Source organism: Amycolatopsis regifaucium, from assembly GCF_001613935.1.
Lineage (GTDB): Bacteria > Actinomycetota > Actinomycetes > Mycobacteriales > Pseudonocardiaceae > Amycolatopsis > Amycolatopsis regifaucium.
Genome location: NZ_LQCI01000014.1, coordinates 62,074 through 78,336, shown reverse-complemented (window position 1 = coordinate 78,336; position 16,263 = coordinate 62,074). Strand labels below are relative to the sequence as shown.

Genomic DNA, 16,263 nt, shown 5'->3' with positions numbered 1-16,263 from the left:
CGATGGTGTACTAGAGCGGTACCTGCGACGGTGAAGGGACCACCGGCCGGGAGGTGCCATGTCCGGAGTCGTCGCTTGGATCCTGACCGCGGTGTTCGCCGCGCTGGTCCTGCCGTGCGTGCTGAGACTCGTCCGATTGGACTACCGACGGCTGGGTGGGACGGTCCGCGACGGCGACCTGGCCGAACTGCTGCTCATCGTCGCCATGGTCGCGATGCTGTGCCCGGTGGGCGGCCCGATCCCCGCCGCGGGCTGGCAGGCGGTGCTGGCGCTGACCGCCGGCTGGTTCGCGGTCTCGTGGTGGAAGGGCAGACGGTCCGGGCACGCCGCCTGCGGGCACCACGCCGTCTCCGCCGCGGCGATGTTGATCATGGTGACGTTCATGCCCCACAGCGAGGTCTCCCACGGGCCGTGGCTGGTGATGTCCGGTCCCGACGCCACCCCTGCGCTGTGGTTGTCCCTGGTTTTCGGCGGCGTGGCGGCGTATTTCGCGGTGGACGCGGTGCGGGCCGGGATACTGGCGGCGCGGAGTGACCGGGGCTCCGGGCAGCTGTCGCGGCGGGTGTGCCGGGTGATCATGGGGTTCGGGATGGGCTACATGCTGATCGGCGCGGCCGTCTAGCCCACATTCAGAGGACTGATCGCGTTCAGGCGCCGACGCGGCGCACAACGCCGTCCTCGGCGTCGCCCGGGTCCGGCAGGTCGTCGGCAGGGTTGTCGGCGGCCCATTTGGCGGCGTCGGCGATGTCCTTGTCGAGCGCGACGATCAGCGCCTCCGACGACGGATACGCCTCCTGCTCCCGCAGGTGGCTCCCCAGCCAGACGGTCAGCACCTCGCCGTAAAGATCCCCGGTGAAGTCCAGCAGGTGTGCCTCGACGAGCCGGTAGCCGTCGGCGCCGTAGTACGTCGGCCGCCTGCCGACCGAGACCGCGGCCGCGATCCGGGTGCCGTCGGCGCGTTCGGCCCAGCCCGCCCACACTCCGTCGCCGACCTGGCCGTCTTGGTCGCGCAGCGCGATGTTGGCGGTGGGGAAGCCCAGTTCGCGCCCCCGCTGGTCGCCCTTCTCCACCTGGCCACGGACCACGAAGTATTCCGCCGTCATGCCGCTCCCGTCCCCGCCGTCACGAAAGCCATGAATACCACGACCCGACCCGGAGGTCGACCGCCGTCCACGCGGCGGGAGGTGTCCACTGTGTACTCGGTCACGCCGTGACGAGCCGGTACCCGAGGTCCAGTTCGGTCCGCCCCAGCAGGCCGACGTGACGCCGGTGCCAATGCCCGTCCGCGAGGTCGGCGCGCAACCGGCCGACCGCCTCCGCGACGACGTTCTGGTCCAGCAGCGCGACACCGGACATCCCCGCGCGCACCCGGTCCGACAGGTAGGCCTCCGGCCTGCGCCAATACGCCCCGAGGAAACCGTCGACGCAGTCCGAGGGCACGGGCAGCGGGGTCACCGACGGTGTCCCGCCCGCGGCGCTCAGTTCCTCGACGATCCTGTCGAGGCAGGCCAGCCGGCTCTCGTGCTCGGCGATCTCCGGCAGATAGTCGCGCACCAGCCAGAAACGGACGAACACCGCCTGGTCCCAGGTCAGGATCACCTGGCGCCGGGACACGCGCCGCAGCTCGGCGAGCCCGGTGGTCACGTCCGTCCAGTGGTGCACGGTGAGCACCGCGAGAGCGGCGTCGAAGGCGCCGTCGGCGAAGGGGAGGCCCTCCGCGCACGCCTGGACGGCGGGCGCCGCGGTGGCCGGACGCTGCCCGATCATCCGCCGCGACGGCTCGACGGCGACCACGTCGCGGTCTTCCGGTTCGTAGGAACCGGCTCCCGCGCCGACGTTGACCACCGTGCGCGCGTCGCCGAGAGCGGCGGTCACGGCGGCCGCGATCCGGGGATCCGGACGTCTCGATCGCGCGTAGTCCCGGCCGAGTTCGGCATACGGGTCCGAGATCAAGGGGCGCACCCGGCCGAGTTTAGCCAGAGTTCTGACCAGCGGGGACAAGGATTCAGTCTGTCGTGGTCAACAAAGTGTCCGAAAGAACGGGCGCGTCGCCCCGATCGGGGGCGGTGGTCATGATCATCAGCCCGGCGGGCTCGCGCCAGACGCGGGTCCGTAGTGATTCGCCGGGGAAGACGACGCCGGCGAACTTGGCCGAGAACGACGCGACGCGGGAGGTGTCGCCGTCGAGGAACTCGTCGGTGACGGCCTTCGCGATGACGCCGTAGGTACACAGGCCGTGCAGGATCGGCTTGTCGAACCCGGCCGCCGCGGCGAACGCGGGATCGGCGTGCAGGGGGTTGCGGTCCCCGCAGAGCCGGTAGAGCAAGGCCTGTTGCGGCGACGTCGGGGTGCCGATCACCGCGTCCGGCTCCCGCGAGGGTAGGTCGACGCGATCGGACGGTCCGCGTTCACCGCCGAAGCCTCCTTCGCCACGGGCGAAGATACTCGACCGCAGTGTCCACAGTGGAGTTCCGTCGGACTCGGTGGCGACCGTCTCGTTCACGATCACCGCGGCCTTGCCCTTGTCGAAGACGTCGACGATCCGGGTCCGGGCCACGGCCTTTCCCGAGGCGGGGATCGGCCGGTGCGCGATCACTTCCTGCTTGCCGTGCAGAACTTTCCCGAGGTCGACCTCGACGCCGGGGAACGAGACCGCCGGCGGTTCGAACACGCGCAGGTTGGCCGCCACGGTGGCGAACGTCGGCAAGACCTGGAGGCCGTCCTCGTAGGTGTAGCGTAGTTCTCGCGGGCTCAGCGGATCCGAGCCCGCGCCCAGCGCCAGGTGATAAAGCTGCACGTCCGACGCGGTCCAGGCGAAACTCACCTCGCCGAGATCGGCGCCGATCGCGACCGAAGGATCGATGGGCATGGAGAACTCCTAGTGTCTGTGGCGCTCTGCCACCGCGATAGCGAGGCCTTCGGCCGGGGCGGGTTCACGCGGTCGGTCGTTTTCGGATGCATCTTCGGCTCCGCCATCCCACTCCTACTCGTAGGTGACGGTGACCTCGTCGGTCAGCGGCAGGGACTGGCAGGCCAGCACGATGCCTTCGGCGATGTCGTCGCCGTCGAGGACCTCGTTGTTCAGCATCTTCACCTCACCGGAAGTGATCCGGCAGGCGCAGGCACTGCACTGGCCCTCGCGGCAGGAATAAGGCGCGTCGAAACCGTTTTCCAGCAGCAGGTCCAGCAGCTTCGTCCGGCGTGGCCAAGCCAGCTTCCCGGTCTCGCCGTCCAAGGAGACTTCGAGTCCCGCCGGGGTCTCGGTCTCCTCGACGGCGACGGGTTCGGCCACCTCGAACGGATTCCCGCCGAGGGAAAGGAACCGTTCCAGGTGGACACGTTCGCGCGGCAGGCCGAGCTCCTTGAGCACGGTGCGCGCGGCGTCCATGAACGGGGCCGGACCACAGATGAACGCTTCGTGCGCGGTGTACGGCTTCACCAAAGCGCGCAGGTGGGCCTCGGTCGGCAGGCCCTGCAGGCTTTCCAGCCAGTGCAGCACGACCAACCGGTCTTCGTGCTTCGCCGCGAGGCCCGCCAGTTCCCGCGCGAAGATCACCGATCGCTCGTCGCGGTTCGCGTAGAGCAGGACCACCTTGCCGGTGCCGTGTGCCAGCGCCGACTTCAGGATGGACATCACCGGGGTGATCCCGCTGCCGCCCGCGAGCAACAGGAAATCCTCGTCGAGTGACGCGGGACTGAACACCCCGGCGGGCGGCAGGACCTGGACCTCCTGACCCGTGCGGAGGTGGTCGCAGAGCCAGTTCGACCCGTAGCCGTCGGCGGTGCGCTTCACGGTGACCTGGACGCGGTTCTCGTGCGGCGCGCTGGAGAGCGAATAGCAGCGGGCCACCGACCCGGTCCGTTCGCTCGGGACCCGGACGGTGAGGAACTGTCCTGGCGTGTAAGCGAAAGCCGGAGCGTGCTCGGCCGGGATGTCGAAGACGATCGAGCGCGCGTCGGCCGTCTCGGTGATCACTTCGGCCACGGTCACCGTCACGGGGCCGCTCATTCCGGCACCTCCAGCAGGCCGTCCTTCACCGCGGCGCCGATGCTGTCACTGAGGTTGGCGCAGGTGTCGAGCAAGGCCGTCCGCGCCCCGGAGGCCGCCTGCGCGGCGAACACCGGACAGCTCTTCGCGGCGTCCGTCGTCCACTGGATACTGGTGTGCTGCACGCTGTTCTTCTTGACCAGCACGGTGGTCCCGCAGGTCCGGCAGGCCAGCGGGCGCAACCCGGCGGTGAGGAACTCGACGGTCTCGGGCTTCACACCCCGGCCTCTTCCGCCTGCTGCCGCGCCAGGTTCTCGGCCACCTCCGCCGCCCAGACCTCGTTGGCGCGGCTGGTGTCCACTTCGAACTCGAACCGGCGCGTCATGTCCTCGGTGACGTCGGCGGCGTCCACATAGAACTGGTCGTACCAGCGGCGCAGCTGGTAGACCGGCCCGTCCTCCTCGCACAGCAACGGGTTGTCGATCCGGGTCTTGGTGCGCCAGATCTCCACGTCCTGCAGGAAGCCGACGCCGATGCCCTTGGCGAACTTCCCGGCGATCTTGTCCGCGTGCTCGTCCGAGATGCCGGGCAGCTTCTTCACGATCACGCCCCACTGCAGCACGAACGAATTCTCCGTGACCGGGTAGTGACAGTTGATCAGCACGTTCTCGATCTCGAAACCCTGATAGGTGTTGAGCAGGGTGTTGATCATGTAGGACGGCCCGAAATACGACGCCTCCGACCGCAGCAGGTTCTCCTCGCCGCCGTAGTTCGACGCCATTCCCTTGTCCGGACGGCCTTTCGTGTTGAGGTACTGCGTGGCGACATGGCCCTCGAACACGTTCTTGAAGTAGGTCGGGAAGGCGTAGTGGATGTAGAAGAAGTGCGCCATGTCGACCATGTTGTCGATGATCTCGCGGCAGTTGGAGCCCTCGATCAGGACGGAGTCCCAGGTCCAGTTGCTCCACTCGCCGTTGAACACGCCCTCGATCCGCGGGATGACGACGTCCTCGGGCGGCGGGTTGCCCTCCGGGTCGTTCCAGACGAACAGCTGTTTGTTCTCCTCCAGCACCAGCCACGACTTCGTCCGTGCCCGCAGCGGAACCCTTTTGGCGTAAGGGATCGAGGCACACTTTCCGTTTCCGTTCCAGCGCCAGTCGTGGAACGGGCAGGCGATGTCGTCGCCCTTGACCTCGCCCTGGGTGAGGTCGCCGCCCATGTGGCGGCAGTACCCGTCGAGCACGTTCAGCTTGCCGGACGAATCGGCGAAGACCACCAGTTTCGTCCCGAACGCGGTGATGGCGTGCGGTTTCCCGTCCCGGAACGGTTCGGCCAGCCCGAGACAGTGCCAGCCGCGCGCGAACCGCGAAGGGGGCGCGCCCGCGTCGATCTGCCGTACGGATTCCGTCGTCATCGGCTGCCTCCCGAGTTGGTCTGATCTTGCAGCGCGAGATGCTCGGCCGCAAGGTAGCCGAACACCATCGCCGGGCCGATCGTCGCGCCGGGGCCGGCGTAGGTGCGGCCCATCACCGCCGCGCTCGTGTTGCCCGCCGCGTAAAGTCCGTCGATCACCGAGCCGTCTTCGCGCAGGACACGCGCGTGCCGGTCGATCCTCAACCCGCCCTTGGTGCCCAGGTCGCCGGGCACGATCTTCACCGCGTAGTACGGCGCGACGTCGAGCGGGCCGAGGCTCGGGTTGGGCTTGTTCCGCGGGTCGCCGTAGTAATGGTCGTAGGCGCTCCGCCCGCGGTGGAAGTCCTCGTCCACGCCGCTCTTCGCGAAGCCGTTGAACCGCCGCACGGTGGCCTCCAGCGCGTCGGCCGGGACCTCCATCCGTTCGGCGAGTTTCGCGATCGTGCTCGCTTTGACCGCGATGCCCGCTTTGAACCAGCGGCCGGGCAGTGGCTGACGCGGGCCGAGGCCGGTGAACATGTACCGGTTGCGGTACCGCTGGTCGAACACCAGCCAGGTCGGGATGTGCTCGCCGGGCCCATCGCCTTCGCCGTACATCGCGTGCACGGCCTCGACGTACGGCGCCGATTCGTTGACGAACCGCTCGCCCCGCCGGTCGACCATCAGGCAGCCCGGCCGCGACCGTTCGGCGAGCGCGAACCACGGGCCGCCGGTCAGCGGAATGGACGGGCCCCACCAGGCGTCGTCCATCAGGTCGGTGGCCGCGCCGAGTTTGAGCCCGGCGCCGATGGCGTCGCCGGTGTTGGCTTCGGCGCCGACGGTCCACTCGGTGCCGATGGGCGCGCGCTGGTACTTGACCCGCATCTCCTCGTTGCGCTCGAATCCGCCTGCCCCGAGGACGACGCCGAGCCGGGAGCGGATCAGGGTCTCTTCACCCTGCTGGCGGACCACGACGCCGATCACACGATCACCCTCGACCTCGAGGTCCATCAGCGGTGTGTTCAGCCAGACGGGCACATCCGCTCGCCGCAGCCCCTCACGCAACCCGGCCGCAAGCGCTTGCCCCATGGAAAGCAGCCGCTGACGGCGGATCCGGCCGATCAGCCAGCGGCCGCCGAGGCCGAGGACGCGGACGATCCCGCGCGGATGCCGGGCGAGCAGGCTCAGCCACCGGTAGTCCGCCTGGGTGATCGGGACGCCCAGCGGGGGAGCGCTGTACGGCGGCTCCAGATTCGCCAGCTCCGGCCCGAGCAGGTTGCCGTCGAGCGCCGCCGGCTCGACCGAACGTCCGCCGGCGCGCCCGCCGGGGGCTTCCGGGTGGTAGTCGGAGTAGCCGCGGACCCAGCGGAAGCGCAACGGCGTCTTGTCGCAGACGAACGAGAGGACTTCGGGGCCGCGGTCGAGGAACGCCGACCGGAGTTCGGCCGGGACGACGTCACCGACGATCGACTGGAGGTACTCGTGCGCCCGCTCCGGGGGTTCGTCGATCCCGGCCGCGCGCAGGGCGTGGTTGCCGGGGATCCAGACACCGCCACCGGAGCGCGCCGTCGAGCCGCCGAAGTGAGCGGCCTTCTCCACGACCAGGACCTTGAGTCCCCGGTGGGCTGCGGACAGTGCGGCGGTCATCCCGGCGGCACCACTGCCCGCCACGATCACGTCGTAGTCCATACGCCCCTCACCTGGAACACGTTGTAGGAAGCATGCAGCTGCATCCGCGCTGCTCCAGTCACCATAGACGAGAACGTGTTCTAGTTCTAGGGTGGGGTCATGGACTCCCTCGTGGCGGACGTGGTGATCGTGGGCTTCGGTGCGGCGGGCGCCTGCGCGGCGATCGAAGCCGCCGACGCCGGAGCCAAGGTGCTCGTCCTGGACCGGTTTTCCGGTGGTGGCGCGAGCGCGGTGAGCGGCGGTGTCGTCTACGCCGGAGGCGGGACGGCACAGCAGCGGGACGCGGGTGTCGACGATTCCGTCGACGCGATGTACGACTACCTGCGGCTCGAGGTCGGCGACGTCGTCTCCGAGGAGACCCTGCGGCGGTTCTGCGTGGGCAGTACGGAGATGATCACCTGGCTGGAGGGCAACGGTGTCCCCTTCGAGGGGAGTCTGTGTCCGTACAAGACGTCGTATCCGAGCGACGCGCACTATCTGTACTACTCGGGCAGTGAGGCGGCGGGCGGTTTCCGTGACGCGGCCAAACCGGCGCCGCGCGGACATCGCGTCAAAGGCCCCGGCACTTCGGGAAAACTGCTGATGGCGCGGCTGGCCGGCGCCGTCCGGCGCCGCGGGATCCAGGTGCTGCCCCAGACCGCCGCCCGAAACCTCGTCGTGGACGCCGATGGGACCGTCACGGGCGTCGTCGTGTCCACCTTGCGGGACGCTCCCGCCCGGGCGCGGGCCGCGCACCGGAGACTGGCCGCATATGCCGCGAAACCGGGGATCTACGTGCCGTCGATGCGGAAGTCACTGCATCGGCGGGTGGAGCGGATCGAACGTCAGTACGGCCGTGAGCTGCGGATTTCGGCCTCACGCGGGGTGGTGCTCGCGGCGGGCGGGTTCATCGCGAACCGCGAGCTGGTGCGGGAGCACGCGCCCGCGTATCGCGGCGGGCTGGCGCTCGGGACGTCGGCGGACGACGGATCCGGCATCCGGCTCGGTGTCGAGGCGGGCGCGGCCACCGCGGAACTCGGGCGGATCTCCGCCTGGCGGTTCATCACCCCGCCCTCGGCGTTCCTCGGCGGTCTGCTCGTGGACAAGATGGGCGGGCGGATCATCGACGAATCGCGCTACGGCGCCGCCGTCGGCGAACGCATGATCACCGGGCACGAGGGGCGCGGCTGGCTGCTGGTCGACGACGCCATCGTGCGGGAGGTCCGGCGCGACGCGCGCGGGCAAAGCCAATGGTTCCAAGGTCTTCAGGTGCGCTACCTGCTGCGGCAACGGGTCGTCGCCGATTCGCTCGAAGGCGTCGCGCGCAAGGCCGGCATCGATCCGGATGGGCTGGCCGCCAGTGTCGAGGCCGCCCGTTCCGGTGCCGATCCGACGGGCAAGCCCGCGGAGTTCGCGCGGCCGCTGGACCGGCCGCCGTACTCGCTGATCGACGTCTCGATCCGGCCCACCATCGGTTATCCGTGTCCGATGCTGACGCTGGGCGGTCTGGTCGTCGACGAGGAGACCGGCGCCGTCCGGGCCGGCTCCGGTGTTCCGATTCGCGGGCTGTACGCGGCGGGGCGGACCGCGGTGGGAATCTGTTCCAGGTCCTATGTGAGCGGTCTGTCGCTGGCCGATTGCGTGTTTTCCGGGCGCCGTGCCGGAGCGCACAGTGCGCTCGACCGGGGATCGGTCGACAAAAACGAGAACGTGTTCTAGTCTTGGCTTCGGTTCACGGTCGATGGCGAGAGAGGGAACGCATATGAGCGAGCACGCCGCGCAGGACGTGATCGCGGGGATCCGGGAGCTCCTGCCGGTCCTGCGGGAGCGGGCGCAGGAGGCGGAGGACGCCCGGCGCATTCCCGAGGAGTCCGTCAAATCCCTGCAGGAGACCGGGTTCTTCAAACTCTTGCAGCCCAAGACGTTCGGTGGCCTCGAAGCCGACCCGGTGAGCTTCTACACTGCCGTCAAACTCGTCGCGAGCGCGTGCGGGTCCACCGGCTGGGTCGCCTCCATCCTCGGCGTCCATCCGTGGCACCTCGGCCTGTTCGAGGCGCAGGCGCAACAGGACGTCTGGGGCGACGACCCGGACGTCCGCATCTCCTCGTCGTACGCGCCGATGGGCAAGGCGGACGTCGTCGACGGCGGCTACCGGCTCAGCGGGCGCTGGAGTTTCTCCTCCGGCTGCGACCACGCGACCTGGGTGCTGCTCGGCGGGCCGGTCTTCGAAGACGGCAAGCCCGTCGACTTCTGCACCTACCTGGTGCCGATCGCCGACTACACGATCGAAGACGTCTGGGACACCGTGGGCCTGCGCGGTACCGGGTCCAACGACATCATCGTGAACGACGTCTTCGTCCCGGAGCACCGCGCGCTCAGCTTCATCGCGACATCGAAGTGCAAGACGCCGGGCCAGGAGATCAACCCCGGGCCGTTGTACAAACTTCCCTACGGATCGGTGCATCCGAGCACGATCACCGCGCCCATCATCGGGATGGCGCAGGGCGCCTACGACGCGCACGTCGAGTACCAGGGCAAACGGGTCCGTGCGGCGTACGCGGGCGAACAGTCCAAAGAGGACCCGTTCGCGAAGGTGCGGATCGCCGAGGCGGCGAGCGAGATCGACGCGGCCTGGCTGCAGCTGACGCACAACATCGACGAGCTGTACCAGTTGGCGTGCCGGGGCGAGAAGCTTCCGTTCCCCACGCGGCTGCGGGTGCGCCGCGACCAGGTCCGCGGCACCGAACGCGCGATCTTCGCGATCGACCGGCTCTTCGAGAACTCCGGTGGCCGCGCCCTGCGGGCCGGAACCCCGATCCAGCGATTCTGGCGCGACGCCCACGCCGGCCGCGTGCACGCGGCGAACGACGTCGAGCGCGCCTACGTCATGTTCGGAACCGGCGCCTTCGGGCTGCCCGTCGAGAATGCGATGGTCTGATGGCCGAAGGCAAGTACGTCACCATCCAAGGTGGACTGAAGCTGCACTATCACGAGGCAGGCGGGGAAAATCCGGAGACGGTGATCCTCCTGCACGGTGGTGGCCCCGGCGCGTCGGCGTGGAGCAACTTCGGACGGAACCTGCCGGTGTTCGCCAAGAACTACCGCACCTTGGCCATCGACCAGCCGGGGTTCGGCCGGTCGGACAAGCCGACCGAGCATCCGCAGTACTTCCGCCACAGCGCGGACGCCGTCGTCGGGCTCATGGACGAGCTCGGCGTCGAGCGCGCGCACTTCGTCGGCAACTCACTCGGTGGGGGGACCTCCGTGCGGCTCGCGCTCGACCACCCGAAACGCGCCGGACGGCTCGTCTTGATGGGCCCCGGCGGGCTGAGCGTGAACCTGTTCGCCCCCGACCCCACCGAGGGCATCAAAAACCTGGGCCGGTTCAGTGCCCCGCCGGGCCCGAGCCGCGAGAAGCTCGAAGCCTTCCTGCGGATCATGGTGCACGACCAGTCCCTGATCACCGACGAACTGATCGACGAGCGGTTCGCCGCCGCGAGCGCGCCCGAGTCGCTGGCCGCGATGAAGGCGATGGGGAAGTCGTTCGCCCAGCCCGACACCTACGAGGAGGGCATGCTGTGGCGTGAGGCGCATCGCCTTCGTCAGCGGGTGCTGCTCATCTGGGGCCGGGAGGACCGGGTCAACCCGCTCGACGGCGCCCTGCTCGCGCTGAAGACGATCCCGCGCGCCCAGCTGCACGTGTTCGGCGGCTGCGGGCACTGGGCGCAGCTGGAGAAGTTCGGCGAATTCAACCGGCTGGCACTCGACTTCCTGGGAGCCTCCTGATGGGTATCCGTTCGCTCGCCTACCTTCGCATCGAAGCCACCGACATGGCCGCGTGGCGCGAATACGGGCTGAAGGTCCTCGGCATGGTGGAGGGCTCCGGCACGAATTCCGAGGCGCTCTACCTGCGCATGGACGATTTCCCGGCGCGGCTGGTGATCTTCCCCGGGGAACGTGACCGGCTCGCGCAGGCGGGCTGGGAGGTCGCCAACGCCGGCGAACTCGACGAGATCCGGGCCTCGCTCGACGCGCACTCGGTGCCGTACAAGGAAGGAACGCCGGATCAGCTCGCCGATCGGCGGGTCGACGGCCTGGTGTCCTTTGAGGACCCGTCGGGCAACACACTCGAAGTCTTCCACGGGGTCGCGCTGCAGCATCGGCGCGTGGTGAGCCCGTATGGCCACAGGTTCGTCACCGGTGAGCAAGGGCTCGGGCACGTCGTCCTGTCCACGAACGACGATGAGGCGTCGCTGCGCTTCTACCGTGATGTTCTCGGCTTCCGCCTGCGGGACTCGATGAAGCTGCCACCGCAGATGGTCGGCAGGCCCGCCGACGGCGCGCCCGCGTGGCTGCGGTTCTTCGGCTGCAACCCGCGTCACCACAGTCTCGCGTTCCTCCCGATGCCGACCCCGAGCGGCATCGTGCACCTGATGGTCGAAGTGGAGAACACCGACGACGTCGGGCTCTGCCTCGACCGGGCCATCCGCCGCAAGGTGCCGATGTCGGCCACCCTGGGGCGGCACGTCAACGATCTGATGCTCTCGTTCTACATGAAGACCCCCGGCGGATTCGACGTCGAATACGGCTGCGAGGGAAGGCAAGTGGACGACGAGAGCTGGATCGCCCGAGAGAGCACGGCGGTTTCCCTGTGGGGACACGACTTTTCCGTCGGCGCACGTCGAGTGTCAGGGCAGTCGTGACCCCGGTGACGGACGTCGGAGCGGAGATCGACGCTGCCCGGTTCCGGATGGTGCTGGGGCATTTCTGCACCGGCGTCGCCGTGGTGACCGGACACGACGGCAAGGCGCCGGTGGGGTTCGCGTGCCAGTCGTTCGCGGCGTTGTCGCTCGACCCGCCGCTGGTACTGTTCTGTCCCGCCAAGACTTCCCGGACCTGGGCGGTGCTCGCCGAGTCCGGCCGGTTCGCGGTCAACGTCCTTTCCGAGGATCAGCAGGACGTCAGCGCGGTGTTCGGCGCGCGGGGCGCGGACAAGTTCGCCTCGATCGACTGGACCCCCGCCCCATCCGGCTCCCCTCTGCTGACCGGGGCGCTGACCTGGATCGACTGCGCGCTCGAAGCCGTGCACGAGGCGGGTGACCACTATGTCGTCGTCGGCCGGGTCACCGCGCTCGGAGAACCCTCCGATGCCCGGCCGCTGCTGTTCCATCGCGGCCGGTACACGGTGACCGAGCCGGTGACCGACGACCTCGCGGCACTCATGCCCTGGCCGCGTCCCGACGATTGGCTCTGATCGGCTCGCCCGCGTCGTGCAGGCTGCGCAACGCGAGTTTGTAGGACTCGGTGAGCCCCGTCTCGTGGTACGGAACCCCGATCTCTTCGCAGTACCGCTGGACGATGGGCCGGGCGCGGCGCAGGGCCGGTGACGGCATACTAGGGAAGAGATGGTGCTCGATCTGGTAGTTGAGCCCGCCGAGCGCGACGTCGACGACCCGGCCGCCGCGGACGTTGCGTGACGTGAGGACCTGCTTGCGGAGGAAGTCGAGCTCGGTGTCACCGGACAGGATCGGCATCCCCTTGTGGTTCGGCGCGAAAATCGATCCCATGTAGACACCCCACAGTGCTTTGTGGACGATGAAGAAGACCAGCGCCTTGCCGGGGGAGAGCACGACGAGCAGCGCGCTGAAGTAGAGCGCGAAATGCGCCAGCAGCAACGCCGCTTCCAGTCGGCGCGCCCGGAGGCCCGGCTTCGCGACCGCGCGCAGACCCGAGAAGTGCAGGTTGAGACCTTCGAGCGTGAGCAGCGGGAAGAACAGGAACGCCTGATAGCGGCCGATGAATCGCGGGACACCCTTGCTGGCCCTCGCCTGATCCTTCGACCACACGAGGATGTCCGGATCGACGTCGGGATCGAGATCCTCGTGATTCGGGTTGGCGTGGTGGCGGGTGTGCTTGTCCATCCACCAGCCGTAACTCATGCCGACTCCGAGGTTGCCCGCGATCCGGCCGGCGATCTCACTCGGGCGGCGGGTCCGGAACACCTGGCGGTGCGCGAGATCGTGCGACAGCAGCGCGATCTGGCCGAACATCACCGCTTGGAACGCGGCGATCGCCAGTTGCCACCAGGAGTCGCCGATCGCGAAGAACGCGACCCAGCCGGAGACGAAGAGGGTGGCGACCAGGCCGATGCGGAAGACGTAGTAGCCGGGGCGGCGGTCGAGCAGGCCCGCTGCGCTGATGCGCCGGGAGAGGCGGGCGAAGTCGCTGCCCGTGCGGAGGTTTGCGGTCACCCTGGTGAGTCTGGTCGGGGGCGGCGGCGGGGTGAATGCGGTAAGCAGGTGGGTGGGGGCGGGGGCTGGCCCTACCCTCGGGTTCGGTCGGAGGGATGTCCATGAAGGAATTGGGACGTCCAGCGTCCCAATTCCTTCATGGACGATCACTTCTCGACATGACAGGGACATTCGTGCAGGCGAAGGACCGATAGTTGTCGGTGGTCTGGCGCATGGTGGCCGGGTGCGAAGAGGAACTTGGGCGACTGACCCCTTGATCACCTGCCCCGATCGACTGGAAGTGGTCCGCGCGGCCGACCTCGAAGAGATCGGTGTGCCCCGCAGGACCATTTCCCGGCGGTGTGCTCCGGGCGGTCCATGGCGAGCGCTGCTGCCCGGAATCGTGTTGTTGGGCAACGGTGTCCCCACCGACGAGCAGCGCGGCCGCGCGGCCTTGCTCCACGGCCGGACGGACGCGGTACTGACCGGGACGTACGCACTTCGCCGACATGGCCTCGAAAAACTCCCCGGTGAAGAGGAGGTGCATGTCCTCATTCCCGCGAGCCGCGACATCACCGACGTGGGATTCGTGCACGTCGAGCGCACCACCCGCCTGCCGCGACCGCATCTTCGAGGTGGTCTCCCGGTGGCGCCGGTACCCCGCGCCGTCATCGACTCCGCACGACGGCTCACCAGCGAAGACGAGGTCCAGACGATGATGGCCGAAGCCGTCCAACGCCGATTCTGCACTCCGGAAATGCTCGCCGACGAACTCGACCGAGGCCGCACGACCGGAACCGCCATGCCGAGACGAGCGCTCACCCCGCTCCTCGCCGGAGCCAAATCGGTCGCCGAGGCCGACGCCTGGCGCCTCTGGCGAAGATCCGGTCTCCCAGCAGGCCGGTGGAATGTCCCGATCTACGACGTCCACGGCCGCTACATCGCCACGCCGGACTTCTGGTGCGACGAACTCGCCCTGGCGTGGGAGATCGATTCGTACCGCTACCACACGAGCTTCGACGACTACCGCGCCACCGTCGCCCGCAACGCCCGGTATGTGGCAGCCGGGATCGTCGTGCTGCAGACACTCCCCTCCCGGCTGCGTACTGAGCCCGGCAAGGTGGCAGACGAGCTACAGGCCGCGTTTCGCACGGCCCAAGCCCGCCCGCGGCCGAATGTCCTGCTCAAGCGGGTCGCTTAAGGGGCATGGCTCAGGCTCCGGCGGCCGCCGCACGGGCCGCATCGAACGGAGTCCGGTCGAAAATGATCCGCAGCTCCACGATCTTTCCCTCCCGCACGGTCAGCATCTCGGCGCCAGGCGCGCTGGCCACCGGGATGGTCGCCGTGTCGTACATCAGCAACGCGGTCGTCTCGTCCCCGAACGCCGCGAGCAGGCTCGACCCGGTCAGGATCTGGGTGAACGGCCCCATGAACCCGCGAAACGCCTCCGCGCCTTCAAGGCGTCCGGACGGTGCGTGGCAGACGATGTCGTCGGCCACGTAGGTCATCGCCTTTTCGAAGTTCTTGCCGGTCCAGGCCTGGTGGTAGGAGAGCGCGACGTCCAAAGCTGGGCTGGTCATGACGGTTCCTTTCGTCGACTTTCACGAGGTTGGACACCACCGCCGCCTGAAACGGAACGGTGCGCCGCGAAAAAGGTCGTGACAAGATCGGCCCGTGGGCACCACGGCACCGGACGAGCACGCGTTTCGCGAGCTCACCAGCACTTATCGTCACGAGCTGCACCTGCACTGTTACCGTATCCTCGGTTCGCTCACCGACGCCGAGGACGCCGTCCAGGAGACGCTGCTCGCCGCCTGGCGCGGCCTCGACACCTTCGAAGGGCGCTCCTCGCTCCGTACCTGGCTGTACCGCATCGCCACCAACCGTTGCTTGAACGTCCTGCGTGACACGGGCCGCCGTCGTCCACCCGAGCCGGTGCCGCCGTTCGACCCGCCGGAGCCGAGCCGTCGCGGCGAGGTCACCTGGCTGGAGGCCTACCCGGACGAGCTCCTCAAGGACAGCGAGCCCGGCCCCGAAGCGCGCTACAGCACCCGGGAGGCCGTCGAGCTCGCGTTCATCACCGGCCTCCAGCTCCTCCCGCCGAGGCAGGCCGCCACGCTCGTGCTGCGGGACGTCCTTTGCTTCCCGGCCGGCGAGGTCGCGAGCATGCTGGGTACCACCGAGACCGCGATCAAGGGCATGCTTCAACGGGCCCGCGCCTCACTCGACAAGCATCGAGCCCGCGCGGCGCACCGTCCGTCGGCGCAGGAGCGCGCGCTGACCAGGCGGTTCGCCGACGCGTTCACCGAGGGGGACCTCGACGGCGTCCTCCGCCTGCTGACCGACGACGTCTGGCTCGCCATGCCGCCCGCGCCGCACGAGTACCACGGTCGCGACGCGATCGCCGGTTTCCTGCGCGTCACCATGGCCATTCCCGTCGAGGCTTTCACCATGACGCCGACGCGGGCGAACAACCAGCCCGCGTTCCAGTGCCGTCACGATGAGGAACCGGCGGGGCTGATGGTGCTTACTCTGGACGGGGAACGGATTCGGGGCATCACCCGGTTCCTGGATCAGAAGTAGGCCGCCAGGCGACCGCAAAGCGCGTCGATGTCCACGACCGGTGCGCCTGTCCATGAAGGACCGTCCAACCAGTCGACCTCCGCGGGTGTTCCCCGAGGCCGCGCGAAAACGTGCTGATGGAAATGCGCGACGCTGCGTCCCGCGATGGCGGAGAACACGTGCTCGGGAGTCAGCTCCGCCCGCAGCCCGCGCGCCGCGCACCAAGCCGCTCGCGAAACCGCCGAGACCTCGTCCGGCGTGAGCTCGTCGAACGCGGCCACGTGCCGCCGGGTCTCCACGAACAGATACCCGGGGAACCCGCCAGGGCGATGCGACACGATGACCGTGTCGTCCGCCCAGACGATGGGCCCCACCAGCGGGCCTTCGCCACGGTGCTTGGCACAGATCGCGCACTCCACCGGC

Annotated in this window: 18 protein-coding genes; 8 read left to right on the top strand and 10 right to left on the bottom strand. The window is 68.8% G+C overall.

Going from position 1 to position 16,263, the window contains the following annotated elements:
- Window positions 1-58: 58 nt before the first annotated feature.
- Window positions 59-622, top strand: coding sequence for a DUF5134 domain-containing protein (locus AVL48_RS17245; protein ID WP_061987348.1), 564 nt, complete (start codon window positions 59-61; stop codon window positions 620-622).
- A 25-nt stretch (window positions 623-647) separates the two neighbouring features.
- Here the strand turns inward: AVL48_RS17245 and AVL48_RS17240 are convergent, their stop codons facing one another.
- The 7 genes from AVL48_RS17240 to kstD form a co-directional block, all read right to left on the bottom strand.
- On the bottom strand, window positions 648-1,103 hold the full coding sequence (locus AVL48_RS17240; RefSeq protein ID WP_061987346.1) for a riboflavin kinase: 456 nt from the start codon (window positions 1,101-1,103) through the stop codon (window positions 648-650).
- Between the two features lie 100 nt (window positions 1,104-1,203).
- On the bottom strand, window positions 1,204-1,953 hold the full coding sequence (locus AVL48_RS17235; protein ID WP_061987345.1) for a class I SAM-dependent methyltransferase: 750 nt from the start codon (window positions 1,951-1,953) through the stop codon (window positions 1,204-1,206).
- A 52-nt stretch (window positions 1,954-2,005) separates the two neighbouring features.
- On the bottom strand, window positions 2,006-2,869 hold the full coding sequence (locus AVL48_RS17230; RefSeq protein WP_061987343.1) for a MaoC/PaaZ C-terminal domain-containing protein: 864 nt from the start codon (window positions 2,867-2,869) through the stop codon (window positions 2,006-2,008).
- A gap of 114 nt (window positions 2,870-2,983) precedes the next feature.
- On the bottom strand, window positions 2,984-4,009 hold the full coding sequence (locus tag AVL48_RS17225; RefSeq protein ID WP_061987341.1) for a ferredoxin--NADP reductase: 1,026 nt from the start codon (window positions 4,007-4,009) through the stop codon (window positions 2,984-2,986).
- Window positions 4,006-4,266: a hypothetical protein gene (locus AVL48_RS17220; RefSeq protein WP_061987339.1), complete on the bottom strand. Its 261-nt coding sequence runs from the start codon at window positions 4,264-4,266 to the stop codon at window positions 4,006-4,008. Before AVL48_RS17220 ends, AVL48_RS17225 begins: the two co-directional genes overlap by 4 nt.
- The gene (locus AVL48_RS17215; RefSeq protein WP_061987337.1) at window positions 4,263-5,402 is read right to left on the bottom strand and encodes a 3-ketosteroid-9-alpha-monooxygenase, oxygenase component; all 1,140 of its coding nucleotides are present in this window, start codon (window positions 5,400-5,402) and stop codon (window positions 4,263-4,265) included. Before AVL48_RS17215 ends, AVL48_RS17220 begins: the two co-directional genes overlap by 4 nt.
- Window positions 5,399-7,069 carry a 3-oxosteroid 1-dehydrogenase gene (gene kstD / locus AVL48_RS17210; protein WP_061987335.1) on the bottom strand — a complete coding sequence of 557 codons (1,671 nt, stop codon included), beginning with the start codon at window positions 7,067-7,069 and terminating at the stop codon, window positions 5,399-5,401. The genes AVL48_RS17215 and kstD overlap by 4 nt, the downstream gene beginning before the upstream one ends.
- A gap of 99 nt (window positions 7,070-7,168) precedes the next feature.
- Here kstD and AVL48_RS17205 point away from each other — a divergent pair, with 99 nt between their 5' ends.
- From AVL48_RS17205 to hsaB, 5 genes are read left to right on the top strand one after another with little or no spacing between them, the layout of a single operon-like run.
- Complete coding sequence (locus tag AVL48_RS17205) at window positions 7,169-8,767, top strand: FAD-binding protein (RefSeq protein ID WP_061987328.1); 1,599 nt, start codon at window positions 7,169-7,171, stop codon at window positions 8,765-8,767.
- Window positions 8,768-8,810: 43 nt separating this feature from the next.
- Window positions 8,811-9,986, top strand: a complete 1,176-nt coding sequence (gene hsaA, locus AVL48_RS17200) for a 3-hydroxy-9,10-secoandrosta-1,3,5(10)-triene-9,17-dione monooxygenase oxygenase subunit (protein ID WP_061987326.1) — start codon at window positions 8,811-8,813, stop codon at window positions 9,984-9,986.
- On the top strand, window positions 9,986-10,834 hold the full coding sequence (hsaD, locus tag AVL48_RS17195) for a 4,5:9,10-diseco-3-hydroxy-5,9,17-trioxoandrosta-1(10),2-diene-4-oate hydrolase (RefSeq protein ID WP_061987324.1): 849 nt from the start codon (window positions 9,986-9,988) through the stop codon (window positions 10,832-10,834). The genes hsaA and hsaD overlap by 1 nt, the downstream gene beginning before the upstream one ends.
- On the top strand, window positions 10,834-11,751 hold the full coding sequence (gene hsaC / locus AVL48_RS17190) for an iron-dependent extradiol dioxygenase HsaC (protein WP_061987322.1): 918 nt from the start codon (window positions 10,834-10,836) through the stop codon (window positions 11,749-11,751). The genes hsaD and hsaC overlap by 1 nt, the downstream gene beginning before the upstream one ends.
- Entirely contained in the window at window positions 11,748-12,302 is a 555-nt protein-coding gene (hsaB, locus tag AVL48_RS17185; protein ID WP_082857671.1) for a 3-hydroxy-9,10-secoandrosta-1,3,5(10)-triene-9,17-dione monooxygenase reductase subunit, read from the top strand. Before hsaC ends, hsaB begins: the two co-directional genes overlap by 4 nt.
- On the opposite strand, the gene AVL48_RS17180 is transcribed toward hsaB, so the two are convergent.
- Window positions 12,268-13,299, bottom strand: coding sequence for a fatty acid desaturase family protein (locus AVL48_RS17180; protein WP_061987320.1), 1,032 nt, complete (start codon window positions 13,297-13,299; stop codon window positions 12,268-12,270). The two genes, hsaB and AVL48_RS17180, sit on opposite strands and share 35 nt — an antisense overlap.
- Window positions 13,300-13,522: 223 nt before the next feature.
- Here AVL48_RS17180 and AVL48_RS17175 point away from each other — a divergent pair, with 223 nt between their 5' ends.
- On the top strand, window positions 13,523-14,479 hold the full coding sequence (locus tag AVL48_RS17175; protein ID WP_244162297.1) for a hypothetical protein: 957 nt from the start codon (window positions 13,523-13,525) through the stop codon (window positions 14,477-14,479).
- Between the two features lie 10 nt (window positions 14,480-14,489).
- Here the strand turns inward: AVL48_RS17175 and AVL48_RS17170 are convergent, their stop codons facing one another.
- On the bottom strand, window positions 14,490-14,858 hold the full coding sequence (locus tag AVL48_RS17170) for a nuclear transport factor 2 family protein (protein ID WP_061987317.1): 369 nt from the start codon (window positions 14,856-14,858) through the stop codon (window positions 14,490-14,492).
- Between the two features lie 94 nt (window positions 14,859-14,952).
- Between AVL48_RS17170 and AVL48_RS17165 the strand changes: the two genes are divergently transcribed.
- Window positions 14,953-15,861, top strand: coding sequence for an RNA polymerase subunit sigma-70 (locus AVL48_RS17165; RefSeq protein ID WP_061987314.1), 909 nt, complete (start codon window positions 14,953-14,955; stop codon window positions 15,859-15,861).
- On the opposite strand, the gene AVL48_RS17160 is transcribed toward AVL48_RS17165, so the two are convergent.
- Complete coding sequence (locus AVL48_RS17160; RefSeq protein ID WP_143104859.1) at window positions 15,852-16,259, bottom strand: HIT family protein; 408 nt, start codon at window positions 16,257-16,259, stop codon at window positions 15,852-15,854. The genes AVL48_RS17165 and AVL48_RS17160 overlap by 10 nt on opposite strands.
- Window positions 16,260-16,263 lie beyond the last annotated feature (4 nt).